Raw genomic sequence first — 23,280 nt, 5'->3', positions numbered from 1 at the left:
CGTCGCCATCCATTTATTCGATTTCAAACAGCTTGCTGATCGACAGTTCTTCATGAACCCGGATAATCGCTTCGCCCATAAGCGGAGCTACCGAAAGCACTTTGATTTTTTGGCTTGGGTCAGGGTGCGTGATCGGAATGGTATCCGTCACAATCACTTCACTCAGCGGAGAGTTTTCAAGGCGTTCCATCGCAGGGCCGGAGAATACCGGGTGCGTACAGCATGCGTATACTTCCTTGACCCCGCCTTCCATCAGCGCGTTGGCGCCGAGGACAATGGTGCCGGCAGTATCGATGATGTCGTCGATAAGGATCGCAGTCTTGCCCTCGATGTTACCGATGATGTTCATGACTTCGCTGACGTTCGGTTCCGGACGGCGTTTATCGATAATCGCCAGCGGCGCGTTCAGGAAATCCGCCAGCTTTCTCGCACGCACGACGCCGCCGTGGTCCGGAGATACGACAACGGGATTCTCGATCTGCTTCGACCGGAAATATTGGGCCAAAATCGGCACGCCGAGCAGGTGATCCACCGGGATATCGAAAAATCCCTGAATCTGCATCGCGTGCAAATCCATCGTGATGACGCGGTGCGCTCCCGCTTTTTCAATGAGGTTAGCGACCAGCTTCGCCGTAATCGGATCGCGGGAACGCGCTTTCCGGTCCTGACGCGCATAACCGTAGTAAGGAATCACGACGTTGATGCTTTTGGCGGAGGCGCGTTTCAGCGCATCGACCATGATCAGCAGCTCCATCAAATTGTCGTTGACCGGGCCGCAGGTCGATTGCACCACGTACACGTGGCAACCGCGGACGCTCTCGTTCAGCTTCACCTGGATTTCGCCGTCGCTGAAGCTTGTCGTGTGGGAGTCGCCCATCGGAATCCCGATATAATCGGCTATTTGCTGCGCGAGCTTCGGATTGGAGTTACAAGTAAAAATTTTGAGTTTCGAATCGCAATAAGTCATAAAATAAAAACCCTCCGTGCTGGTTCATTGAATTCATGCCTGTCTCCATTGCCGTTTGAACAATGATGCTGGTTTGGGAAAATAGAATTAATCCTCTATTACTATTTAATCATCCTTTTGGCGCGAATGCTACTGCTTGTCTTTTTTTGCCTTTGCGCGGGCACGGATTTTTTCAGCGTATCCAGGTTTGTTCTCCTGGCGCGTTCTGGCGATGGCCAGATCGTTTTCAGGGACCGAATGCGTAATGGTTGATCCCGCAACCACGTAAGCACCTTTTCCAACCTTCACAGGGGCGATTAAATTCACGTTGCTGCCGATAAAAGCATCGTCTTCGATTTCCGTTATGGATTTATTATACCCATCGTAGTTGACCGTTATCGCACCGCAGCCGACATTGACGTTTTTCCCTACGACCGCGTCGCCGATGTAGCTAAGATGCGAAACTTTCGAACCGTCGGCGATTTTCGCATTTTTAATCTCCACGAAATCGCCGATCTTGACGTCTTCGCCCAACTGAGCCTTCGGACGCAGATATGCAAAAGGACCGACGGTCGTACGGCTGCCGACTTCGGCCTGATCGAGCACGGAATGCTTAATAACGGCGCCGTCGCCGATGGCCGAATCATTGATGTCGCTTTGCGGACCGATTTCGCAGTCTTCGCCGATAACGGTATGCCCTTTGAGTACCGTACCTGGATGAACCACGGTATCGGAGCCGATCTTGACATCTGCGCCAATATAGGTCGACGTCGGATCGATAATCGTTACTCCGTTCAGCATATGGCGCTTGTTGATGCGTTCGCGCATCAAACGTTCGGCTTCGGAAAGAGCCAGACGGTCGTTCACGCCGATCGATTCGGCGTAATCCTCGGTCATGTATCCAAGAACCGTTTCGCCTGCGCCGACCATAATTCCGATCACATCGGTTAAATAGTATTCCTGCTGCGCGTTATTGTTCGTTACTTTATCAAGTGCCGCAAAAAGCTTGGCATTATCGAAACAATACGTGCCTGTATTAAACTCTCGTACAGCATCTTCCTCCGGCGAGCAATCCTTCTGCTCCACGATGCGCAGAACGCTTCCGTTCTCGCTGCGGATGACGCGTCCGTACCCTTTAGGATTTTCCGTATATGCCGTTAACACGGTTGCTGCCGCCTTGTTGCTTTCGTGAAGCTCGGTCAGCGCCTTCAGCGTTTCCGGAGTAACAAGCGGCGTATCTCCGCAAATGACGATCGTTGAGCCTTGTTCCGATCCTAGGAGATCCTTTGCCATTTTTACGGCATGGCCCGTTCCGAGCTGCTGCTCCTGCAGCACGTATTCAGCGGCCTCACCCAGATAAGATTGGACGGCTTCCGCACCATGGCCTACGATAACGACGCTGCGCTCGCAGTCGACTTCTTTTACAGTATCAAGCACATGCCCTACCATAGGTTTTCCACAGACGGGGTGCAGCACTTTGTACAGTTTTGATTTCATTCGTTTACCCTGCCCTGCGGCAAGAACAATCGCCATTCTTTTCAAGGATCTTGACCTCCCACTCTTAAACTCATTTAAGAATATATCGTATTCTCCGCAAAAAGAAAAGAGAGCCATAAGTCTGGCTCTCTTTTCCTTGAACCCCAATTGTGAACCTTAAGCGCCTTCCTCAATCACTTCTTCTTCATTGGCAGCGCGTTCATATTCCGCCAGCACGGCCGTTTGGATCTTCTCCCGTGTACCGGAAGAGATCGGATGGGCGATGTCGCGGAATTCCCCGTCAGGAGTGCGCTTGCTCGGCATAGCAACGAACATTCCATTGTTGCCATCGATTACCCGAATATCATGAACCACAAATTCGTTATCAATGGTAATGGACGCGATTGCCTTCATTCTCCCCTCAGAGTTGACTCGGCGGAGTCTGACATCCGTAATTTGCATGTGTGTTCACCACCTTTTTCCATCAGAGACTTGGTGTATAATTCCACACAGCAGTTCAAAATCCTCTTTTTTGGAGCAACAAAATGTCCTAATTTCAGGAATTTTTTTATAGAAATGAGATTGTCGACAGACTTCGGAACTATTCGTTTCCAAAATGTTCGAATCGACAAATTTCGTCAGGTCCTCGTCCGATCATTTTTTGGTAAAATAGTTGCCCGGTTTTACGTCGATTTCTTTCGTTTTGGCATCGACGTTGGTCAAGGTGGCCAACGAGACGTAGTCATGCAGAAGCCGTTCCTCGGTGTCCACCTCGCCGGATTCCACCAATACGCCCACGCCTGCGACTTCGGCATTAAATTCGGCCAGCAGATCCACCATGCCCTGGATGGTTCCGCCCGCTTTCATGAAATCGTCCACGATCAGAACTTTGGACTTTTCCTTCAGGGCACGCCGCGAAAGCGACATGGTATGGATGCTCTTATGCGAGCCTGACACGTAATTGATGCTCACGGCCGAGCCTTCCGTAACCTGATGGTCCCTGCGAACCAGGACGACCGGCAAATTCAGCTGGGCCCCGGTCGCATATGCGAGCGGAATCCCTTTGGTCTCTACCGTCATCACGACGTCGATCTCTTGATCGGCAAAGGCGGTGGCGAATATTTTGCCCGCCTCGTTCATTAAAGACGGTTCTCCGAGCAGATCCGACATGTACAGGTAACCTCCGGGAAGGATCCGGTCCTTTTGCTGCAGCTGGCTGCACAGCTCCTCCGCAAATACCAGCGCCTGGTCCTTCGGAATCTTCGGAATAAACTTCACGCCTCCTGCGGCTCCGGCCAGGGTCATCAGTTCTCCCATGCCTTCGTCCTCGAATACCTCCTTGATGATCACCAGATCTTCGCTGATCGAGGATTTGGCAGCCCCGTACCGGTCGGCAAACGTGGTGAGCGGGATTAAAGTATGAGGTCTGGACAGCAGATATTGGGTCATCTCGACCAGACGCGCGCTTCGTTTTAATTTTTTCACGAAAATTCCTCGCTATCACTTTATTCATGAACGATGGCCGGGCCGAAACGCCATTGTTTGGTCAAGCCATCCTTTTTTCGTTTCTCCATGTGCAAAATCCGAATAAACAGTATAAATATAGCATTTTTGTACGTGTTTGTACAAGGATATCCTGGCCCGAAATCATGGCCCGAACCCTTATGGACGGTTTGTTTCGGCAAGACGTATCAGGTCAAGATCCGCACCGCATAGACCTCCCGGCAAAACCCGCGAAGCCCGTTGTAAATGCGCGCAACCTTGGATTCCTTATAGACGAGTCCAAATACGGTCGGGCCGCTTCCCGACATGAGCGCTCCGTCGGCTCCAAGCTTCAGCATCGCTTCTTTCAGCTGACTGACCTGCGGATGAAGCTTCAACGTAACTTCCTCAAGCACGTTGCCGAGACGGCCGCATACGGCGCCGAAATCGCCGGCCTGAAGCGCCTCAACCATTTTTCCCGCGGATGGATGTTCCTTCACATCAGCCACCCTGAATTTGCCGTACACTTCCGCCGTTGAAACGTTGATCGGAGGTTTGGCCAAAATGACCCAGCAGCTTAACGGATTATCCACCTTAGTGAGCTTTTCGCCCCGACCCGTCGCCAGCGCGGTGCCTCCCGTCACGCAAAAAGGAACATCCGATCCCAGTTCGGCTCCAAGCTCCTGCAACTCATGTACGGGGATATTCAAGTTCCACAGCCGGTTTAAACCTCTTAAGGTCGCGGCCGCATCGCTGCTGCCTCCCGCGAGACCCGCGGCCACCGGAATTTTTTTGTCCAAGTGGATATGAACGCCGCTTTGAACATCATATCGGTCCTTGATCAGCCGCGCGGCCTGAAAAGCCAGGTTTTTCTCATCGAGCGGTATGTAGCCCGCTTGGCTTGTGATGATTATCGTGTTCCGGGGCAGTGCCGACATTTCCAGCCTGTCCGCCAAATCGACCATCGTCATGACCATTTCGACTTCATGGAAGCCGTCAGGCCGTTTATGTAATACATCCAGCATCAAATTGATTTTGGCCGGTGCTTTTTCGTAAATTTTCAAGGCGTTCACCCACCCTTAAGTTTCCCTCATATCAGCTTCAAATCATTATATCAAACTGTACCATACAAGTCATTTCGAACCTTCCTGCAGGTATAGAAAAACGGAGATTCCATGTAAGCGATGGAGATCTCCGTCCGGCATGTGTGAAGCTACGATTTGCGGGCTGCGGCCTGTTCGGCGAGTTGGATGGCCCGTTTCACCATGTTTCCTGCATCCTTGGCTTTGATGCCGCCCCAACCCTCCTGCTGGACCGTCTCATAAAAACCCAAATCCTTGGCAAGCTCCGTCTTCAGCTCTTCCGACATTACGCTGCGCCGTCTGCGGCTCATGGGCAGTCCTCCTTGTCCATCTTCGGTTGCATCCCACCATGAATCCCTGCGGCATGACATTTCACTCAAGAGATATAAGGAATTCCCTTATGTATTATTGCACAAGGGATGCGCCCTCATTCGGGAACTTCGCTGACAACAAAAAACAGCCTTCCCTGAAGGAAAGCTGTTCCCAAATAAAAAAGTTACGCTTGATCGAACTTATTCCGCGTCGTTCGCCTGATCCTCGCAGATGGTGACTTCAACGGATTCAGTAAGAATATCTGCATAGCTGTATGAAACGCGTTTAAAGGTTTGCTGTTCTTGGTCCAGCTTGACGATAAAAACAGAAGGGTACGTTCCCTCGAGCACGCCCGTACGTTCGATCGTCTTGCGTCGACCGCCGTTTGCACGCAGCGATATTTTCTGACCTACGTGAGCTTCGAGATTTCGTTTGATTTCCAACAGCGCATTTTTAGCCATTGTCGACGACCACCTCTTTCCTTGTCCATTATAACCCAGGAAGAGATTTTTGTCAAATAAAATTTAAATTATAGCAGCATCAAATTTATTTTGTCAATCGATTTTTTTGCGGCATTTTGTAAGATTTCCGAATACACGCCGTAAACGACAAAAAACCTTAATCAATGAACCATGATTAAGGTTTAATCAGCCGTTGTTTAAATTTTTTGCGAGGCTTCGGACCGGTTCGTTTTACATGACCGAAGGCGTTACTTTCAGCTGCGACAGGTCATTCAGGCGTGGCAGGCCGATCCGGTAGCTTCCGCGCGTTTCGATGCCGCCGACGCCCTGCGCTCCGCTGATCGTGTTGTGCAGCACATCCATCATGTTGATCGTGTCTCTTACCGACGTGAATGAGGCCTTGGCGGCCACGTACACGGGATCCAGCGCATGGATGAGTATGCGCCCCGGCGAGCTGGCGAAATTCGCTCCCGCTTGCAGCAGCGCCTCAAAGTGCGACTGGCAGGCCCCCGCAATGACAGTCAGCGTATCGTAATGCCGTTCGTATTGACGGGCGACCTGAATGGCCGAAACGAAGTTCTGGGAATTTTTATAACTGTTCAGGTTGTAAAGGTCTTTATTCGGCCGGTGCTTGAGCACGCCGTCATGACCGGTAATGACGACGATGTCCGGACGTACCCGCGGCAGCAGGCGGTACAGCGCATCCGACATGCCCGCTTCGTTGACGTAATGCCCTTCGACGGGCACACGCAGCTGCTGATAAAGACTAAGGCTCTTTTTTAAATAATTTAAATCCCCATCCAGATGGAGAACTTTACCCGGAACTTCAAAATACGAAGGCTGCTCCATCATCGGCCACTCTCCGCCGAGGTTGGCCTGCGTGCGTTCGGTAAGCTCCTCCCGATGGCGTTTCAGCCTGCTTAGCGACTCGTTTGCCCGAATATGGGCCTTTTGGGTTTTCTCAGTAACCGGCGCATATGGTACCCTCACAAGGTCATCCAGGGGCGAATCAGCCAACAGCCGAAACTCGGTCCCCTTGATCACAGCCAGATTGCTCCGCAGATCTTCCACACGAAAAGCGATATCACCGCCATAAGATTTGCGGACGACCAGGTCTCCTATATTCATCACAACATCACCCCTACCCCATGGTATGGGCGAATCCCCTTATTGGTTCTTCTCTTTTGCCAAAATAAGCTTGGAACCAGTCCTTCCCCCCGGCATGACAATGGTTGCGAATGAGGCTTTTAGCTTGTTACGCCGCCTTTCAACAGCACATTGCTGAGCGTGGCAAATTCCTGCAGGCTGAGGGTTTCACCGCGTCGCGACGGCTCAATGCCTGCAGCATGAAGCAAACTCTCCAGCTGCTCACGGCCCTCTTTGGGAAAAAATCGCGTTTTGAGATTGTTGGCGATCGTTTTCCGGCGTTGGGCAAACGAAGCATGCACGACCTGGAAAAAGAACTTCTCGTCGTCCACCTCAACCGGGGGCTGCTCACGCACTTTGAGACGGATGACGGCAGACTCCACGTTCGGCTGCGGGATAAACACCGTCTTCGGCACGATGCATACCAATTCCGGCTCGCTGTAATACTGTACGGCGATGCTGAGGCTTCCGTAGTCCTTCGTGCCCGGCGAAGCCGCCATCCGTTCGGCGACCTCCTTCTGGATCATGACCACGATATTTTCCAGCGGCAGCTTCTCTTCCAGCAGCTTCATTAAAATCGGCGTCGTGACGTAATAAGGCAAGTTTGCAACGACGCTCACCTTGGACACATTCGCAAAATCCTCCGCAAAAAGCGCATCAAGATCCGTCTTCAGGACGTCGCCATGATGAATGCGCACATGCGGATACGGCTCCAATACCTCCTGAAGAATCGGAATGAGCCTTTGGTCGATTTCGACCGCGGTAACCGCCCCGGCCTCTTGGGCCAGCTTCTCGGTTAGGGCCCCGATGCCCGGGCCGATTTCCAAAGCCCCTTTCGTGGAATCAAGCCCCGCCGCCTCCACGATTTTGCCCAAAATGTTTTGATCAATCAGAAAATTTTGCCCCAGGCTTTTTTTGAACGAAAACCCGTGACGCTGAATAATTTCTTTCGTTCGCCTTGGCGAAGCAATGTCGTCCATTCGATGCATGTCAACTTTCCCCTTCCTGTTCCAATTGGGCTAACGCATCGGCAAATTCCTCGCGCGTGATTTGAAATACGGCCAGCCGCTTATGGAACTGTTTGCCGTTGCAATATCCGATGCCAAGCAGGTTCCCCATTACCATGCGTCTGTGGGCCGCATCCGGGTGCACCAACAAGCCTGCCTCCATAAGGTCCTCCATGCCGATCAGGCTTTCGGCCCCTTCGTAAGACGTATGCACGCGCGACAGCGCCTTGCGGATCGCTTCGGGCGAAGCGTTCTCCACGCCGATGTCCCCTTTCCGCGTAGCGTCCTCCTCCGGAATGAAGGCATGCTTGCAGCCGGGCACCTTATTGGCGATAATTTTCCGAATCCGTTCCCCGGCGTGGTCCGGGTCGGTCAAGACGATGACTCCCCTGCGTTCCTGAGCCAAAGCGATCCGCTTCAGTATGCGGCTGTTGATCGCCGACCCTCCGGTTTCGATGGTGTCAGCCTCCACCGCCCGCTTTACGGCTACGGTATCGTCCCGGCCTTCCACGACTATGACTTCTTTGATCATGGCCTGCTTCTTCCTTTCCCAAAAGCTCGTCCGTTCATGCGTCAGGCGTTTTTCGGACATCCAAACAACAAAAAGAAGAGGAATGCTCCTCTTCTTTAGCATGACATTTTCATGATCATAATACTATAACATTAGAATGACATTGTAAAACGAAATTAATTCACTTGCGGCTTCACCGGACCGATCACGTACACTTTGAGCCCGGATTTCCGGCCGAAATTGTTGGCCCGCTTCACGGAGTCGTAATAAATGTCGATCTTGTTGCCTTTGATGGCCCCGCCCGTGTCTTCGGCACGGCGGAAGCCGATCCCCTCGATGTATACCCACCATCCGAGCGGAATCACGCTAGGATCCACGGCAATGGTGCGCCCTTCCGCCACGCGCGTTCCCGTCGCGGTACGCGTGCCGATTCCCGGCTCGCCTGCGGAATATGCCGTCATGGAAACATGAATTAATTTTTTATATGAGAAATCAACACCGGCTTTGCTTATGCGGTTATTGCTGCTGACTGTTTTTTTCGTTTTGGCGGCTGACGAAGCTTTGACGGTAGATGAAGACTTGACGGTAGATGAAGACTTGGCGGCCGCTGTCTGAACGGCTGGCGGAGCCGGTTTTTTCTTCGTTCCTACGGCGATGACTTTATCCAACGTTTTCGTCTGCACTTCTTTGCCGATCATGCGCATGGACACCATTTGGCCGTCATGGTAGACCTTTTCGATATGCTGCACCATCACGCCCGGCTTTCCCTGCTGAATGACGCGGTTATCGCCTACGGTCAGGCTGGGATCGGCCGTTTTGATGACGCGGAAAGGCAAGTTTTCATGGCGATCCACGACTTGCTTGTTGACGCGCACGATACGAATATCGGTCTGTTCCGTCACCTGCTCGGTCAGAGCCGGAGTGACTTTATCGTCCTCTTTGAGCGATACGCCGAACTCCTTCAGCACGTCGCCAACCGTGTCTTTTGTGGTGTACAACTTTTTCGTTGCCCCATCCACCGTCACCTGCACGGGAGCGGCGCGGTCGATCACCACTTTGTCTCCATCCTGAAGCGAACTGCTCAGCGGTATGGAAACCTGATCCTCCGGTTTAAGGCTGATTGCCTGCTCATCCAGCATTTCTTGTAAAACGGACTTGTTAGTCTCAATCTTCTTGACTTGACCGTCTACCACCAGGTATACCTGTTTGCGCGTGGATGAGTTGACCAGCAGCAAAATCATGATGGTAAGTGCGATTGTAACGATAGCTGCAGTAGAGATTTGGCGCAAATTCTCATGCTTCCATCGCAATGCGTAAGACATGCTGGAGATTTTTGAATCATGGGTCTCTTCTTGCCCTAAAACGCCCATTTTCTCGATCCTCCTTCATAGCCTCGCCATTAGAGTTACGCATGAATGATTTGACGCGGGCTATACTTGATTTTTTACAAGACCGCACAAGGAGCATGCGCTCTTGCACCATGAACCGATCGATTTTTCATGATTTGTCGCCTCCTGTTATACAACAGTATGACGACGCCTTCTCCATTATTCAAAAACAAAGGAAGCCTGCCAAGAGCTTATGAGGACTCTTTCGTGGCTTCCCTGGATGTCTGAATGACGGAAAAGTAAATGCACGAAACCCTCTCTTTATGACGCTTACGGAGTTAGCTGTCGGGTTTGGGCGAAAGAGAGCCGCCCGATCAACGCTTGCCCGCTCATGGCGGACTGCGCCGAATTCACCCCTGAGACCCTGTAAAGAAATCAAATACATCCTGAGATCGATGCGGCTGCGACCGCAACGCTCTCCATGTATCGGTTCCCCCGCTCTTTCGCAAAACGAAAGATTCAGCGTGATTGATTCACGGAAGCCGCCGCATAACCGAAAAAGGAAATGGCTTACAGCAGCTCAAGTTCACTGACAAGATGATATCCTGTTTTGATGCATGTTGTAAAGCGGGAATCAACAACGTTTATTTGAATATATGGTTAAAAAATTGTAATATTCTTCGTTTTTTTGGTTAAAAAACTTTAATGCTTCGCTTATGCTCGTTTTTTCAGCTGTTTTTCTCCCGTTTTCATTTAATCCCAAATCGTTCCAGCCCATTTTTGGTCGTAATTCGGGCAATTTCCTCCACTTCGACCCCCTTAATTTGGGCAGCAGCCTCGGCCACCAGACGAACGTGGGCAGATTCGTTTCGTTTTCCTCGGTAAGGGTGTGGCGTCAGGTAAGGAGAGTCGGTTTCGATCAGCAGCCGGTCCATCGGAACCTGCGCAAGCACTTCCTTGGGCTGTCTGGCATTTTTGAACGTGATGGGTCCCCCGAAGGACAGATGGAATCCCATGTTCAGGCATAGTTTGGCCGTCTCCCAGCTGCCGGAATAGGAGTGCATGACGCCCCCGACTTCGCTTGCCTTCTCTTCGCGCAAAATTTTTACGATATCCTCGTGCGCGTCCCGGTTATGGATCACGATCGGCATGTTCAATTCCCGGGCCAAACCGATTTGCTGGCGCAGCACGCGATGCTGAACGTCCTTCGGCGAAGTGTCCCAGTAATAATCAAGCCCGATTTCGCCGATGGCCACCACTTTCTCGTGACTGCATAAAGATGCAATCCACTCGAGGTCGCCTTCTTTCATCGTGATGGCATCCTGGGGATGCCAACCGACGGCGGCATATATAAAATCATGCGTTTCCGCAAGCTTCATCGTGGAGGGGATCGTTTCACGGTTAAACCCGACGTTAATCATCCGGGTAACGCCCGCCTCATAAGCGCGAACTATAGTCTCCTCCCGGTCTTCGTCGAACTGCGGCGCATCCAAATGCGTATGCGTGTCGAATAAATTCATATCTGGAACTCCCTTCGTGTCAGAAAGCATAGATTAATATGGGTCATCCTTCAAAGCAATCGCTGTCGTTATCGCTTGAAAATTTGGGAAACCGGGTCGGAAAGGGAAGAAATGACGTCTTTCATTTTCGACCCGGGATAATACAGATGGTATTTCCCGCGGTGAATCCCGCTGATGGAGCGGACAATATCCGACACCTCCGATATTTCCCGCAGGCGGTCCTCTCTATCAAGCAGCAGAATCTGCTTCTGGCTCGATTCGTCGCCGGGCCGAAATACATCGTACGGAAGATCGGTCGGAAAATCAACCTCGAGATCATATTCAGGGTTGAGTCCTACCCGCTTAAAATCACGGCGGATCTGATCGATCATCTCCAGGTCGACCGACTCCACTTCCACATATTTATACAATCTGCGATGCATAAAACGGCTGCAAAGCTCGCTCAGCACGGCATCCTTTTCGTTCGTCCACTGCGAAAACACGGTTTGGATCAACGCTTCGTCAAGTTTCAGATAATCCTGAACGGAAAGCTTGTCTTCGAAAAGCCCCGGAAGCGGATCAATCAGGAATCCAAAGGCATAGTGATCTCGGTACAACTCCTTGGCGCGGCGGAAGATTTGCCGCAAAATAATTTCAGAGCTGCGCGTCACCGGATGAAAATAAACCTGCCAGTACATTTGATACCGGGACATCAGGTAGTCTTCCACCGCATGCATTCCCGATTCCTTAACGACGATTCTTCCCTGATAGGGACGTAGCATCCGGAGAATCCGGTCGATATCGATCGTTCCGTAATTGACGCCCGTGTAATAGGCATCCCGGAGCAAATAGTCCATCCGGTCGGCATCGAGCGGGCTGGATACCAGATTAACCACGATCGGATGAACGTAATCCTTGGCGATTACCGAGGCGACTTTGGCAGGGAAATCATCGGCCACCTCCGCTAATATCGCGTTTACTTCGGTGTCCCCGAGGATGATCCGTCGGGTCCAATCCTCATGGTCCATTTCGAAAGCCTCTTCGATCGAATGGGAAAATGGACCGTGTCCCAAATCATGCAGCAGAGCGGCACAAAGGGTGAGCAGCTTCTCGCTGTGCGGCCAGTCGGCATACCCGTTTCGCTCAAATTGCGAGATGATGCGGCGCGTAATTTCGTAAACGCCGAGGGAGTGGGAAAACCGGCTGTGCTCCGCCCCGTGGAACGTCAAATAAGAGGTGCCGAGCTGGCGGATTCGCCGCAGCCTTTGAAATTCCGCCGTGTTAATTAGCCGCCAGATGGTGGAATGCTGAACATGGATATAATTATGTACGGGATCCTTGAACACTTTTTCTTCATTTAAGGTATGCATGCGATTCATCTCCTTCTGAAAAATTTAAAAATTAAACTATTTTTGAATTTTTTTCGACAATGTATGTCGAATGATGTCGTTTAAAGTAGAAAAAGCGATTTCCAAATCGACATTATCCTACCAAGGATATATAATGGGAAAAGAATCCTGATATTAGTGATTTCCCTACTACCAAGCAATCTGTGCTCGTTTTTGGGACGAATTTGACAGGTTGACTGTTTTGGGAATCGTTGGTATTATTGATATCATAAAAGAGAGAACGTTGTCGAATTATGGCACTATAAAACTATGGCGAGAGGAGCAATGATCAGTTATGATGAAATCAACTGGTATTGTAAGAAAAGTAGATGAACTGGGCCGGGTCGTTATTCCGATTGAATTGCGCCGCACACTGGGCATCGGGGAAAAAGACGCTTTGGAAATTTACGTGGACGGAGAGCGCATCATGCTCAAGAAATACGAGCCTGCCTGCATCTTTTGCGGCAATGCCGAGAACGTGACGTATTTCAAAGGAAAAATTGTTTGCCACGATTGCATCTCGGAAATCCCAACACCTGTGACAAATTAAGTTTTTTAGTATATAATAGTATTATTCTATTTGTTAATTCTAACCTTTTTCATATCTCCTTGGTGTCTCCTAGGCTTAGAACCCGGCCTTTGGAGACATTTTTTTGTCCTGCAGGCTGCGTGCCCGCGCGGGAATTTGGGCCCTAAGGCTCCCCTCCGCCGGGCTTATCGCTGCAGCCTGCCTGGCATAGTTTGTGCATCCATCGTTATATCAAAGCGTTATAAATATCGCGCTTCGAAACTCCGCGGTCACCGGCGGTTTTTTTCATCGCCTCCTTACGCGGCATTCCTTCCGCCTCATAATGCGCGACATGCTCCTCGATCGTCAGATCCTGCCACCAAGCAGACAGCCGCTCCCGCTCCTCTGTTAAACTCGTCCCTTCCACAACCAAGCAATATTCGCCTTGGGGCGGATGCTCCTGCAAATAGTCCAGACATTCCTGCACGTCTCCGCGAACAAATTCTTCGTAGCGTTTCGTCAGTTCGCGGGCCAATGCCACCTTGCGGTTCCCGAGGACGTTTTGGATCGCGGTCAACGTTTTGATCACCCGGTGCGGAGATTCGTATAACAGCAGCGTCCCTTGCGCTGAGTTGAAAGAATGAAGCGTCTCCTCGATGTCCTTTCGCTCGCGCGGAAGAAAGCCGATAAAGGTAAACCTGTCCGTCGGTAGGCCGGATGCGATCAAGGACGACAAAGCGGCATTCGCCCCCGGAATCGGAATGACGTTGATCCCTTCCTCCACCGCCAGTTTGACAAGATCGGCCCCAGGGTCGGAAATGGCCGGCAAACCGGCGTCGCTCACAAGCGCCAAATTTTTTCCTTCTATTATATAGCGTATCAATTCCGGCCCGCTCGCCGCTTTGTTATGCTCATGGTAGCTGAACAGCATTTGCGGGCTGATCTCGAAATGCGTCAGCAGCTTTCGCGTTTGGCGTGTGTCCTCTGCTGCAATGATATCGCATTCCTTTAACGTCCGAACCGCCCGGAAAGTCATATCCTCCAAATTTCCGATAGGCGTAGCGACAAGATACAGCGATCCCTTGCCGCCGGAATGGTCTTGAAAACTGCTTTGACGTGTCAGACTCATGCTTCTCCCTCTTTGGAACCGTAATAAATTTCCATGATTTCCGGACAATACTGATTATGTTCGTCATATACAATCAGCGGCGGAAGTAGCCTTACATCCGGTTTTCCCTCCCGAATACATTCAATGAGCACCATGTTCGCTTCCAAATGGGCGCGGGGGTGAACAAAACGCATCCGTTTCGGTTCCAGCCGGTACTGCCGCATCAATGTTACGATTTCGCCAAGTCGCTGCGGTTTATGCACCATGCTTACTTTTCCTCCCGGTTTTACGAGCCGGAAGCAGGCTTGAATAACATCCTCCAACGTACAGCCGATTTCATGCCGGGCAATCGCCTGATGCGGGTTCAATTTAATATCGCTCCCGTTCAGCGGCATATAAGGCGGATTCACCGTAATAGCGTCGTATGCTCCGTGGCCCGTTTCCTTATAAAGCTCCTTTAAGTCGCCTTCCCGAATGACGATTCGGTCCTTAAGCCCGTTCATCGCTACGCTGCGCTTGGCCATTCCCGCAAGTCTGGGCTGAATTTCAATGCCTTCGATCAGCGCTTTGGTGCGCGTGCTCAGTAGAAGCGGAATGACGCCATTGCCCGTGCAAAGGTCCAATATTTTTCCTCTTGGCGGAACGCCGGCAAAACGGGCCAGCAGTACGGCATCCATCGAAAAGCTGAACACCTCGTCGCTCTGAATAATATGCAGATCATGGGTCAGCAGATCGTCGATGCGCTCCGAGGGCTCCAAAAGCAGACTTTTGTCCATATTCATCGGTTCCATTTTCCTTTATCTATTGTTCTCTTTCATGAAAAGTTTACACTTTCGGATTGTTGAAAAAAAACCGTAGGAGTCGCTCCTACGGCTTCATTTATTCAAAAAAGACAGACAGAAAAGGCAATCGCCTTCCGTGCGCAAATGTCCATAATACACGTTGCAAATGTGAAAGCCTTCATGATAAAGCCGTGCCAGATTGTCATACCCTTCACCTACGACATCGCTTGGATGTTCAGGTTTGATCGGGACATGAGGCTGCGGCAAAGGAGCTCCCTCTTCGGCGGGCAAAGCTTCCTTCAATATTTTGCGGAGGTGTTCGTTTTCCAGCGTCAGCCGGTGATTCTCCTCCAGCAGCTCTTTCATAATCAGCTTCATTTCACCTAGATCACTATGGATCTGTCCCATTTGTGTTTCCATTTCCTGAATGTGTGCAAAAATACTTTTCTTTTCCAAGTCTCCACCCCGAAAGTAACCCTATGGTTTACTTAATGACAACGTCATCCATTTGCAGTTCCCTGACCTTGCCGATGTCAAACAGCTGGACATGAACGGAACGGCTGTCGGCGTTGATGCCGACCACTTTGCCTTCGCCCAAGGACGTGATGACGATTTTGCCTACCGATGGCAGTTCTTCCTTCACACTTTCATAATTATCATGCTCATATTTCAAGCAGCACATAAGTCTTCCGCATAAACCGGAAATTTTGGTCGGATTCAGCGATAAGCTTTGGTCCTTGGCCATTTTGATCGATACCGGCTCGAAGTCGCCAAGCCAGGAGGAGCAGCAAAGAATGCGACCGCATGGGCCGATTCCGCCCAGCATCTTCGCTTCGTCCCGGACCCCGATTTGTCTGAGCTCGATCCGCGTCCGGAAGATCCCGGCCAAATCCTTCACCAGCTCCCGGAAATCCACTCTTCCCTCGGCCGTAAAATAAAAAATGATTTTGTTACGGTCAAACGTAAATTCCACGTCCACCAGCTTCATTTTGAGACCATGATCGCGGATTTTATTTAAACAGGTCGTAAAAGCCTCTTTGGCAGCCTGCTTATTCTCTTCTACCACGCGTGCGTCGGCTTCGCCGGCAATGCGTATCACCTTTTTCAAGGGCAGGACCACGTCGGCTTCCCCTACCTCTTTTTTTCCGACAACCACTTTGCCATATTCGATGCCGCGCGCCGTTTCAACGATAACGCTGTGATCCTTTTCAATCGGAAAATCAAGCGGATCGAAGTAATAAATTTTGCCCGCTTTCTTAAAACGGACGCCCACTACACTGTACAAAAACTAACCCCCTTGTATGCCAGAGAAAAAATTGGCTGGCCATGAAGCTACCCTTCCAAACCGATCAAAAATTGTTCGATACAAAGTTGGCCATTCACATTGTAGCGCAATTTCTTCCGGCACTCTGCGGCCAAATCCATATAGGAGACCCATTGTGCTGTGCTGCGGGATGATGCATGTGTGGATAAGAACTCCAACTGATCTATAAAAACGATACTTTCGTGCTTTCCGTACTGGACGTGAAGCATATCTTTGAACCACAAATGAAACAAACTTAACAGTACATCCAGATGATCGGAGAGTCCGGCCTTAAACACCTTCTGCGCTGCGGTCACCAGAGCGGAGCTGCCTCGTCCGAGAGCCTCCTTCCCTAATTGTAACACTACGCTTCTAATTTCTGCAAACCAATTCTGCTCGATCATTTCGCGGCATCCGTCGAGTCCGGACGATAAATGAACCGCGCAGCGGGCAAGCGCCGAAGGGTATCCTTCGTCGACCAGCTGCTGAAGCATCAGCCCCGGATTTAACGGGAAAAAGGGGATCGTCTGTGCCCGCGATTGAATCGTCGGCAGCAGCGCTTGTCCATTTTCCGTAATCAGAACGGCCACGGCCGGAACCGGAGGCTCCTCCAAAAATTTAAGCAAGCTGTTGGCCGCCTGCACCGTCATCGAATCAGCGTGATCTATAATATACACCTTCGGATTTGCCGATTCCGAACGATAGGAAAAGACCCGCTGCAGTTCGCGGATCTGGTCAATTTTGATGGACGATCCGTCGGGAGCGAGAAGATGAAGATCGGGATGGTTCCCGTGCTGGACTTTGCGGCATTCCAGGCACTGCCCGCATGCATCATCCACGCGTTCGGTACAAAACAGCGCCTGAGCAAAGGCTATCGCCGTCTTCATCTGCCCACAGCCGGCCGGCCCGCTAAAAATGTATGCATGGCTCACGGAATCGCTGCGAAGCGCATTCTGCAGCAGCTTTTTCGCCGCATCCTGTCCCATAATATCCTGAAAAGACATAGTTCCTCTCTTCCTTTAAGATTTTACAAAAACCGGTTCCGATTGCAGCCTTTTATTACGCATATTAAAAGATTCTTCATCCTTGGTGGGCTTGTAATCGTCCTATTGCGGCCTTGCAAAATCTCCCTTGAATCTGCCTATGATGATCGGCTTATATCTCTAGTTTATCATGACAAGGCAACCTTGTTCATTCCTATTTCTTCAAAAAACGAGATTGATCAGCATGCCGCGGATTTCGCCTATTCGCTGCAGCAGTTCAATTTTTCCCTGCTCGCTTTCCAGCATCTCGTCAGCCAAGCCAAGCAGCGCCGCATCAATCTCATCGATTAATTTATATCGTTTTCCCCGACCGCGTCGGTCCCATCCTCTAGCTTCCTTCATGGTAACGCCGCGTCTCACCGTATCCTCCAAAAACCGCTTCACCAGAAGGCGATATGCTTTCAGCTCGCGGATGGTCATGGAACGGGCCAAGCGTTCCCCCTGCATCTGAATTTCCTTGAACCGGCGCCCGAGCTCCTCCTGGGAGGCGGTTTCTTTCTGCTGCTGCATGACGTCCAGGAAAGATTTTTGCTGAACGGGTTTCGTCAAACCGTCGGTTACCGGGAGTTCGCTTTTGATGGGTCTAAACCCCGGGTTGATTTTCAAGAATATCTCCTGCCTTTAGCTGCCAAGAATAATGCGAAATAAGGCTTCATTCGCCTTATGCTGCGATCCTCCCGGCTGCATTTTATTCGGATGGTCAGAACGCTGCAAGGATTCCGCCCGCTTTGCGGCACCGAAGGTTCGTAATTGCCTTTTTTCCGGTCCCTGAAGCCGTGGCGGGATGTTGCAGCATCCCTTGAATTAGTCAGGCTTTTGCAAACATTTGATTCTGAAATCAAATTTTTTGCAAAATCCTACTTAGAAATGTTCAAAACGGTCTACCGGCAGCACGAATACGGTGGCTCCGCCCACTTGAACTTCAACGGGGAGAGGCAAATAAGAATCTGTCGTACCGCTCATCGGCGTAACCGGAGTAACAAGCTGTTCCCTGACTTTACAACTGCTGCGGATGACGTTCATTACGGCCTCGACCTGACTGTCGTCCACCCCGATCATAAATGTGGTGTTCCCCGCCCGAAGAAACCCGCCGGTACTTGCCAGTTTTGTCGCCCGAAAATTCGCTTTCACCAGCCCCGCAGACAAACGGTTGCTGTCTTTATCCTGTACAATCGCAACGATCAGTTTCATCCTGCATTCCCTCCTCTTTGAATTTTGGCTTGATACGGAAACAAGTCCTTGATTTAGCGGCCCGTTTTCCTTCAAAGCCATCTTTAACTTATTTGACAAAGGTCCTCAAAAATCCTTTAAAATCCGCTCTTCCAAGCTCCGGATGATGTCCCGCTCGACATTTTCCAACGTTTGCGATGCATCGATTACGACAATCCGATCGGAAAAACGTTCGACAAGCTGCAAATACCCTTCTCTTACTTTATGATGAAACGATAAGTCCTCCAGATCCAAACGATTGACTTCCCGGTTCCGGTTGGCGGCAATACGCGCCAATCCCACCTCGGGTTCGATATCCAAATAAAACGTCAGCTGCGGCATCCGGTCATGAATCGCAAATTGGTTGATGCTCCACACTTCGTCCATGCCGATTCCGCGGGCATATCCCTGATACACGAGGCTGCTGTCGACAAACCGGTCGCACAACACCAGCTTGCCTTCCGCCAGCGCGGGCTCCACCTTCTCCGCCAGATGCTGGCTGCGCGAAGCGGCATACAGCAAAGCCTCCGTACGTGGGTCCATCGCCGTGTGGCTCGGGTTTAAAATGACCTCGCGTATTTTTTCGGCGATTTCGATGCCTCCCGGCTCGCGCGTCACGATATGAGGGACGGAGCGGTTTTCCAGGTAGTCCTTGAGTTTGCCTATAACGGTCGTTTTTCCGGTTCCTTCCCCTCCCTCCAGCGTAACGAATATTCCCCTGCCATGACTCATTCAACATTCTCCTGCTCTTTTGTTATTTTTAAGTTAGGTATTTTGCAACAATATCGGAAGCGCAGTCTGGTAATCCTCCCCCGTTTAACTGCGGCCCGAAGTTTAAAGCCCGATTCATCGGCGATTCTTATACATTTGGGGTATGTCGATTCGCCACTGGTCGCCCGCATGAGCTCAAAAAAGTTTTCCGCGATCCAGAGACGAGTCTCCATCTTTGTAAACAAGGATCATCCTCAGCTTCGGATCCTGGGCGCCCTGGCATTTGGCACCGGCTTGCGCCAAGGCTTGCAGCTTGCGGATCGTCGCTTCGGTTACCCGTTCTCCCGGGTACAAAACGGGAATGCCCGGCGGGTACGGTATAACCATCTCTGCCGCCATCCTCCCCGAACCATCTTCCAGTGGAATGGCCTCCACTTCGTCGGGATCGGTCGGGGTCAGGCTGAACGGGACCGGCTCCGAAAAAGCGGTTGGTTCAAAAATGTTCCACGTGGAAAATTCGACAGCAAGGTTCTCTTTGGCCTTGTCGACATGCGTGGAAGCCTGCGGTTGCAGAACTCGTGATGGAGAATGCAGCGGCTGGGCGTCCGCCTTCTCTACAGTTATATGCGATAGGGCCATCAAAAGGTGACGGGTGTCCTCTTCCGTCGACCCCAAACTATAGAGCAGGACCACGTACCGGTCATCACTCATCTCGGGCACGCAGCCCCAGGCTTCAAGCCGGCGCTGCAGCTCGTAGCCGCTCAGGACCCCGGTGCGGTCATAAATGACCACCTTGAACGGGTCCTGCGTGGCATAGGCCGCCGCTGCATCGCCGGCGGCGCCCTGCTGCTGCGCCTGCGGCTGCAGCAGCCCGAAGCGCGACAGCTCCTTGAGGCCGCGCTTCAGTCCCTCCACGGCGGCAAGACCCGCCGTGAAGGCTGCGGCGCCCTGCACGTGCAGCTGGCGCCGCGCCAGGTCGAGAGAGCCCATCACCGGGTACGATGGGCTCGAGCTTTGCACCATGGCGAGCCGCTGGCGGAGTAGTCCGCGGTTCACCCGCGGACCTTGGACGTGCAGCATGGCTCCCATGGTGAGCGCGGCCAGCATCTTGTGCGTCGATTGAACGACGACGTCTGCGCCGCTGGCCAACGCGCTTACGGGCAGTTCCGGATGCTGCCCGTAATGGGCGCCGTGCGCCTCGTCCACAAGCAGCGGCACGCCGTGCCGATGACAGGCCTCCGCGAGCGGCGCCAAGTCGGTTCCCATGCCGTAATAGTTCGGCATGGTGACAAGCACGCCTTTGGCCTCCGGATATACGGCCAGTGCGGCGGTGACCGTCTCGGCTGCGGGCGCCGTGGCAAGCCCGCTGGGCTCGTCTACCTGCGGCTGCAGAAACACCGCCCTTGCCCCCGCCAGCATCAAGCCGTTCAGTACCGATTTATGCACGTTCCGTTGGACCAGCAATATATCTCCGGGACGCGTACACACGGTCAAAATCATCGCCAAATTGCCGGACGTGCTTCCGCCAACAAGGAAAAAGCTTTCCTCCGCCCCGAAACAATCCGCAGCCAGCATCTGTGCATCGCGGATAACACCCTCGGGATGGTGAAGATCGTCGGTCCCCGAAATTTCCGTGACATCCGCCTCCATCACTTGGTCCAGAAAACCTGCTCCCCCTAGAGCGGCATAAGCCCGTCCTTTTTTATGGCCGGGTACATGAAAGGAGGCTTGCCTGCCGTTTTTGTATTGACATAGTGCCTCGAATAGAGGCGCTTTTTCTTTTTCCAACTGTTTTTTGCCCATTTCGACTTCGATTCCTTCCGGTTTCACTCTATACCCTATTTTACCGTATATTGAACCATCCAGCTAACGAAACGGCAAAACAAAGCCGAAATCAAGCTCCTTGTTATTAAAGAGCTGGTGCCGGCTCAAAACGAAACTTGTGAAGAAAAAGCTCTGCCAAGTCCAATTGCAGGCTTTACCACTGATCTTAAAAAAAGGGCAAGCATTCCGCCAGCCCTTCCTTCATTCGCAATATTGCGAAGCCACGATATGTCCAATGTATTTTAGCTGCTTTCCAAGCATATTGCCGAATTTGCCTCAAACATGGGTCTGCATGCTGATTTGTCTCATCTGATGGATAAAAAAATGATATTTTGCATCCCCGGCATCGGTGCGCACCATTTCGCTTTCGCAATCCTCGCAAATAAACTGGGACACGATCGTGATCCCTTCTTCTTTCGTTTGCCCGCAAATGATACAGACGTGTTCGGTATGATTATCTTCCATCAACCATCCCACCTTGTTTCTTTGATTACTATGAAGTATGGCTCATTTTCTATTATTTTAAACCCTTTCATAGTTGTTTCATATCCCTTATGACCTACACCATTCATATTCATCTGCGACTAAACGCGTGTTTGTACACGAAAACTTAATGAATTCCCGAGAAACAGCCGATATATGAAATAAAGACATAAGGGAGGAACGCTATTTTTCTATGACTGAGGAGAACAATATCAACGCTACCTTTTATCATTATAAGTTAATCAAAAGGATACCGGTAAAGCGGATTTTCGTCCGCTGTTATCTCCTTCTTCCTTATATCGCGCTGATTGCGGAGACGCTGTTGATATCCTGGATGAGCATATTTTATTTTGTGATCGCAGCGCCGCTCGTTTTCTGGATTCATTATGTTATTTCCCGCTCGGTGTTGCTCCTGTCCGGCTCTGCATATCATAAGCGGTGGAAGTTCTCTATGCAGATTCCCTGGGTCGGATACGTTACGGATCAGCATATCAGCTTCCGCATGTTCAGAAAAGTTTATACGTACATTACAAGCATCGGGCTGGTGCTCTTTCTAGCGTTTCTGTTTTTGTCTCCCCTTTCGTTTGTCGTTTCCTTGCTGTTCTGGCACCTGTGGCTTTTGCTTCCGCGCTTCTATGTCTACGCCCGTCTATCCAGGCTGCCCAAAGACGGAATGATCAAATTCAACCGTCAGGATATTTCTTATTACCAGCAGTAAACGCTATGGATTCAAACCGGAATTTCAATCCATGTGATTAATGATTAAGAATCAATCTCTAATATTAAAAAAAGACCTGCATCTTAAGATGCGGGTCTTTTATGGTTTGGTGGAGTCCGTGCTTTTTACAGCCGCCTTGCCTTTCGCTAGTACGGTGACCGTGAAATAATTATCGTGTATGGTCAAATGGACAACCCGGTTCTGCTTCTCGAATACTTTGGAAGCCCCTTCGGATTCATCCGTGTTTTCGCGCCAACCCCACTCTTTTATTTTCTCTAAATATTCCTCGGGAAAACTGTCCTTTTCCTTGAGGCCGCTCATTGAATAACGGACATAATCTATTTTAGTATTTCCTACATTACGATCGGTTCGGTTTGCTTCTTTCGGAACGGGAAAGGTCTTTTCGTTTGCGGCCCCTTCAAAAGACGACCACGATGGTTGAGACTTTCCGCATCCTGCAAGCAGCAGCATAACGATACTAAACAAAAGAAGAGCATGCAGCCAAGAACGTCTGTGCATGTATGTCCTCCTTCTTCCAAGATCGGTTCCCTTAATAACCTCCAATACACCTCCTGACATGTACACTTCATATTATACTGACAACTTTTGGCGCGTCGGTAACAAAAATGTTACTTTAGTTTAGTGAGCAGTAAAAGCTCACCGATATAAACACTCCATTTTCGTGGGATATCCTGCCGATTCACATTTATCCCTGGCATGGCCATCCCTGCAACGATAGTAACAAAGATTATATCGACAATAACCGCTTTAAATTGAAATGCCACCCATAAAAAAGTATCAAACGATAAATAATGCCCTGCGCCATAAAATAAAAAAACCACCGTCGATTATACATCAACAGTGGTCCTTCGCTTGGCGGCGTCCTACTCTCCCAGGACCCTTCGGTCCAAGTACCATCGGCGCTGGAGGGCTTAACGGTCGTGTTCGGGATG

General features: G+C 50.9%; 26 protein-coding genes, 1 rRNA gene and 1 riboswitch. Of the genes, 2 read left to right on the top strand and 25 right to left on the bottom strand.

Annotation, left to right across the window (positions count from 1 at the left end; all coding sequences use genetic code 11):
• Positions 1-13: 13 nt before the first annotated feature.
• The 13 genes from RJP21_RS28945 to RJP21_RS28885 all read right to left on the bottom strand — a co-directional run bounded on the left by RJP21_RS28945 (position 14) and on the right by RJP21_RS28885 (position 12,620).
• Positions 14-967 (bottom strand): ribose-phosphate diphosphokinase, encoded by a 954-nt coding sequence (locus RJP21_RS28945; protein ID WP_160045434.1) that lies wholly within the window; start codon positions 965-967, stop codon positions 14-16.
• A gap of 129 nt (positions 968-1,096) precedes the next feature.
• Positions 1,097-2,479, bottom strand: coding sequence for a bifunctional UDP-N-acetylglucosamine diphosphorylase/glucosamine-1-phosphate N-acetyltransferase GlmU (gene glmU / locus RJP21_RS28940; RefSeq protein ID WP_397386302.1), 1,383 nt, complete (start codon positions 2,477-2,479; stop codon positions 1,097-1,099).
• A 120-nt stretch (positions 2,480-2,599) separates the two neighbouring features.
• Positions 2,600-2,884, bottom strand: coding sequence for a septation regulator SpoVG (gene spoVG, locus RJP21_RS28935; protein ID WP_036712730.1), 285 nt, complete (start codon positions 2,882-2,884; stop codon positions 2,600-2,602).
• A gap of 192 nt (positions 2,885-3,076) precedes the next feature.
• Complete coding sequence (gene purR / locus RJP21_RS28930; RefSeq protein WP_310862297.1) at positions 3,077-3,907, bottom strand: pur operon repressor; 831 nt, start codon at positions 3,905-3,907, stop codon at positions 3,077-3,079.
• Between the two features lie 206 nt (positions 3,908-4,113).
• The gene (ispE, locus tag RJP21_RS28925) at positions 4,114-4,968 is read right to left on the bottom strand and encodes a 4-(cytidine 5'-diphospho)-2-C-methyl-D-erythritol kinase (protein ID WP_310862296.1); all 855 of its coding nucleotides are present in this window, start codon (positions 4,966-4,968) and stop codon (positions 4,114-4,116) included.
• Between the two features lie 149 nt (positions 4,969-5,117).
• Positions 5,118-5,297 carry a small, acid-soluble spore protein, alpha/beta type gene (locus RJP21_RS28920; RefSeq protein WP_160045430.1) on the bottom strand — a complete coding sequence of 60 codons (180 nt, stop codon included), beginning with the start codon at positions 5,295-5,297 and terminating at the stop codon, positions 5,118-5,120.
• Between the two features lie 201 nt (positions 5,298-5,498).
• Positions 5,499-5,759 carry a biofilm formation stimulator Veg gene (gene veg / locus RJP21_RS28915; RefSeq protein ID WP_160045429.1) on the bottom strand — a complete coding sequence of 87 codons (261 nt, stop codon included), beginning with the start codon at positions 5,757-5,759 and terminating at the stop codon, positions 5,499-5,501.
• A 231-nt stretch (positions 5,760-5,990) separates the two neighbouring features.
• Entirely contained in the window at positions 5,991-6,887 is an 897-nt protein-coding gene (gene yabG / locus RJP21_RS28910; protein ID WP_310862295.1) for a sporulation peptidase YabG, read from the bottom strand.
• A 119-nt stretch (positions 6,888-7,006) separates the two neighbouring features.
• Positions 7,007-7,894 carry a 16S rRNA (adenine(1518)-N(6)/adenine(1519)-N(6))-dimethyltransferase RsmA gene (gene rsmA, locus RJP21_RS28905; protein WP_160045427.1) on the bottom strand — a complete coding sequence of 296 codons (888 nt, stop codon included), beginning with the start codon at positions 7,892-7,894 and terminating at the stop codon, positions 7,007-7,009.
• A 1-nt stretch (position 7,895) separates the two neighbouring features.
• The gene (gene rnmV / locus RJP21_RS28900; RefSeq protein ID WP_310862294.1) at positions 7,896-8,444 is read right to left on the bottom strand and encodes a ribonuclease M5; all 549 of its coding nucleotides are present in this window, start codon (positions 8,442-8,444) and stop codon (positions 7,896-7,898) included.
• A gap of 155 nt (positions 8,445-8,599) precedes the next feature.
• The gene (locus tag RJP21_RS28895; protein ID WP_310862293.1) at positions 8,600-9,793 is read right to left on the bottom strand and encodes a resuscitation-promoting factor; all 1,194 of its coding nucleotides are present in this window, start codon (positions 9,791-9,793) and stop codon (positions 8,600-8,602) included.
• A gap of 270 nt (positions 9,794-10,063) precedes the next feature.
• Positions 10,064-10,286: riboswitch (cyclic di-AMP (ydaO/yuaA leader) on the bottom strand.
• Between the two features lie 214 nt (positions 10,287-10,500).
• Positions 10,501-11,271: a TatD family hydrolase gene (locus tag RJP21_RS28890; protein ID WP_310862292.1), complete on the bottom strand. Its 771-nt coding sequence runs from the start codon at positions 11,269-11,271 to the stop codon at positions 10,501-10,503.
• A 68-nt stretch (positions 11,272-11,339) separates the two neighbouring features.
• Positions 11,340-12,620 carry an HD domain-containing protein gene (locus tag RJP21_RS28885; RefSeq protein ID WP_310862291.1) on the bottom strand — a complete coding sequence of 427 codons (1,281 nt, stop codon included), beginning with the start codon at positions 12,618-12,620 and terminating at the stop codon, positions 11,340-11,342.
• 313 nt (positions 12,621-12,933) lie between these two features.
• Here RJP21_RS28885 and RJP21_RS28880 point away from each other — a divergent pair, with 313 nt between their 5' ends.
• Positions 12,934-13,188, top strand: a complete 255-nt coding sequence (locus tag RJP21_RS28880) for an AbrB/MazE/SpoVT family DNA-binding domain-containing protein (protein ID WP_036712714.1) — start codon at positions 12,934-12,936, stop codon at positions 13,186-13,188.
• Positions 13,189-13,393: 205 nt separating this feature from the next.
• Here RJP21_RS28880 and rsmI read toward each other — a convergent pair whose 3' ends face one another.
• The 10 genes from rsmI to RJP21_RS28830 all read right to left on the bottom strand — a co-directional run bounded on the left by rsmI (position 13,394) and on the right by RJP21_RS28830 (position 21,591).
• Positions 13,394-14,275 (bottom strand): 16S rRNA (cytidine(1402)-2'-O)-methyltransferase, encoded by an 882-nt coding sequence (gene rsmI, locus RJP21_RS28875; RefSeq protein WP_310862290.1) that lies wholly within the window; start codon positions 14,273-14,275, stop codon positions 13,394-13,396.
• The gene (locus RJP21_RS28870) at positions 14,272-15,036 is read right to left on the bottom strand and encodes a tRNA1(Val) (adenine(37)-N6)-methyltransferase (RefSeq protein ID WP_310862289.1); all 765 of its coding nucleotides are present in this window, start codon (positions 15,034-15,036) and stop codon (positions 14,272-14,274) included. Before RJP21_RS28870 ends, rsmI begins: the two co-directional genes overlap by 4 nt.
• A 93-nt stretch (positions 15,037-15,129) precedes the next feature.
• Positions 15,130-15,492 (bottom strand): DNA replication initiation control protein YabA, encoded by a 363-nt coding sequence (gene yabA, locus RJP21_RS28865; RefSeq protein ID WP_160045420.1) that lies wholly within the window; start codon positions 15,490-15,492, stop codon positions 15,130-15,132.
• 28 nt (positions 15,493-15,520) lie between these two features.
• A complete protein-coding gene (locus RJP21_RS28860) occupies positions 15,521-16,321 on the bottom strand; it encodes a PSP1 domain-containing protein (protein WP_160045419.1) in 801 nt (266 codons plus the stop codon).
• 47 nt (positions 16,322-16,368) lie between these two features.
• A complete protein-coding gene (gene holB / locus RJP21_RS28855) occupies positions 16,369-17,343 on the bottom strand; it encodes a DNA polymerase III subunit delta' (RefSeq protein ID WP_160045418.1) in 975 nt (324 codons plus the stop codon).
• Positions 17,344-17,544: 201 nt separating this feature from the next.
• Positions 17,545-17,988, bottom strand: coding sequence for a YaaR family protein (locus tag RJP21_RS28850; RefSeq protein ID WP_160045417.1), 444 nt, complete (start codon positions 17,986-17,988; stop codon positions 17,545-17,547).
• A gap of 255 nt (positions 17,989-18,243) precedes the next feature.
• A complete protein-coding gene (locus tag RJP21_RS28845; protein WP_036712689.1) occupies positions 18,244-18,573 on the bottom strand; it encodes a cyclic-di-AMP receptor in 330 nt (109 codons plus the stop codon).
• A 105-nt stretch (positions 18,574-18,678) separates the two neighbouring features.
• Complete coding sequence (gene tmk / locus RJP21_RS28840) at positions 18,679-19,323, bottom strand: dTMP kinase (protein ID WP_160045416.1); 645 nt, start codon at positions 19,321-19,323, stop codon at positions 18,679-18,681.
• Positions 19,324-19,497: 174 nt separating this feature from the next.
• Entirely contained in the window at positions 19,498-21,105 is a 1,608-nt protein-coding gene (locus tag RJP21_RS28835; RefSeq protein WP_310862325.1) for an aminotransferase class I/II-fold pyridoxal phosphate-dependent enzyme, read from the bottom strand.
• Between the two features lie 297 nt (positions 21,106-21,402).
• Positions 21,403-21,591: a sigma factor G inhibitor Gin gene (locus RJP21_RS28830; protein ID WP_310862288.1), complete on the bottom strand. Its 189-nt coding sequence runs from the start codon at positions 21,589-21,591 to the stop codon at positions 21,403-21,405.
• Positions 21,592-22,060: 469 nt separating this feature from the next.
• On the opposite strand from RJP21_RS28830, the gene RJP21_RS28825 reads away from it, so the two are divergent.
• Positions 22,061-22,327 (top strand): hypothetical protein, encoded by a 267-nt coding sequence (locus tag RJP21_RS28825; RefSeq protein WP_310862287.1) that lies wholly within the window; start codon positions 22,061-22,063, stop codon positions 22,325-22,327.
• 99 nt (positions 22,328-22,426) lie between these two features.
• Here the strand turns inward: RJP21_RS28825 and RJP21_RS28820 are convergent, their stop codons facing one another.
• A complete protein-coding gene (locus RJP21_RS28820; protein ID WP_310862286.1) occupies positions 22,427-22,891 on the bottom strand; it encodes a hypothetical protein in 465 nt (154 codons plus the stop codon).
• 307 nt (positions 22,892-23,198) lie between these two features.
• Positions 23,199-23,280, bottom strand: a 5S ribosomal RNA gene (gene rrf, locus RJP21_RS28815); the annotation flags it as partial.

Source organism: Paenibacillus sp. VCA1, from assembly GCF_031583795.1.
GTDB classification, from domain to species: domain Bacteria; phylum Bacillota; class Bacilli; order Paenibacillales; family Paenibacillaceae; genus Paenibacillus_AQ; species Paenibacillus_AQ albilobatus.
Note: the sequence above shows the minus strand (reverse complement) of the source record. Positions and strands in the feature narration are given on the sequence as shown.

Coding starts and splice junctions, on each gene's coding strand:
- RJP21_RS28945 (WP_160045434.1), bottom strand. CDS start 967: ATGACTTATTGCGATTCGAAACTCAAAATTTTTACTTGTAACTCCAAT.
- glmU (WP_397386302.1), bottom strand. CDS start 2,479: ATGGCGATTGTTCTTGCCGCAGGGCAGGGTAAACGAATGAAATCAAAA.
- spoVG (WP_036712730.1), bottom strand. CDS start 2,884: ATGCAAATTACGGATGTCAGACTCCGCCGAGTCAACTCTGAGGGGAGA.
- RJP21_RS28920 (WP_160045430.1), bottom strand. CDS start 5,297: ATGAGCCGCAGACGGCGCAGCGTAATGTCGGAAGAGCTGAAGACGGAG.
- veg (WP_160045429.1), bottom strand. CDS start 5,759: ATGGCTAAAAATGCGCTGTTGGAAATCAAACGAAATCTCGAAGCTCAC.
- yabG (WP_310862295.1), bottom strand. CDS start 6,887: ATGAATATAGGAGACCTGGTCGTCCGCAAATCTTATGGCGGTGATATC.
- rsmA (WP_160045427.1), bottom strand. CDS start 7,894: ATGCATCGAATGGACGACATTGCTTCGCCAAGGCGAACGAAAGAAATT.
- rnmV (WP_310862294.1), bottom strand. CDS start 8,444: ATGATCAAAGAAGTCATAGTCGTGGAAGGCCGGGACGATACCGTAGCC.
- RJP21_RS28895 (WP_310862293.1), bottom strand. CDS start 9,793: ATGGGCGTTTTAGGGCAAGAAGAGACCCATGATTCAAAAATCTCCAGC.
- RJP21_RS28890 (WP_310862292.1), bottom strand. CDS start 11,271: ATGAATTTATTCGACACGCATACGCATTTGGATGCGCCGCAGTTCGAC.
- RJP21_RS28885 (WP_310862291.1), bottom strand. CDS start 12,620: ATGCATACCTTAAATGAAGAAAAAGTGTTCAAGGATCCCGTACATAAT.
- RJP21_RS28880 (WP_036712714.1), top strand. CDS start 12,934: ATGATGAAATCAACTGGTATTGTAAGAAAAGTAGATGAACTGGGCCGG.
- rsmI (WP_310862290.1), bottom strand. CDS start 14,275: ATGAGTCTGACACGTCAAAGCAGTTTTCAAGACCATTCCGGCGGCAAG.
- RJP21_RS28870 (WP_310862289.1), bottom strand. CDS start 15,036: ATGAATATGGACAAAAGTCTGCTTTTGGAGCCCTCGGAGCGCATCGAC.
- holB (WP_160045418.1), bottom strand. CDS start 17,343: ATGTCTTTTCAGGATATTATGGGACAGGATGCGGCGAAAAAGCTGCTG.
- RJP21_RS28845 (WP_036712689.1), bottom strand. CDS start 18,573: ATGAAACTGATCGTTGCGATTGTACAGGATAAAGACAGCAACCGTTTG.
- tmk (WP_160045416.1), bottom strand. CDS start 19,323: ATGAGTCATGGCAGGGGAATATTCGTTACGCTGGAGGGAGGGGAAGGA.
- RJP21_RS28835 (WP_310862325.1), bottom strand. CDS start 21,105: ATGGGCAAAAAACAGTTGGAAAAAGAAAAAGCGCCTCTATTCGAGGCA.
- RJP21_RS28830 (WP_310862288.1), bottom strand. CDS start 21,591: ATGGAAGATAATCATACCGAACACGTCTGTATCATTTGCGGGCAAACG.
- RJP21_RS28825 (WP_310862287.1), top strand. CDS start 22,061: ATGCAGATTCCCTGGGTCGGATACGTTACGGATCAGCATATCAGCTTC.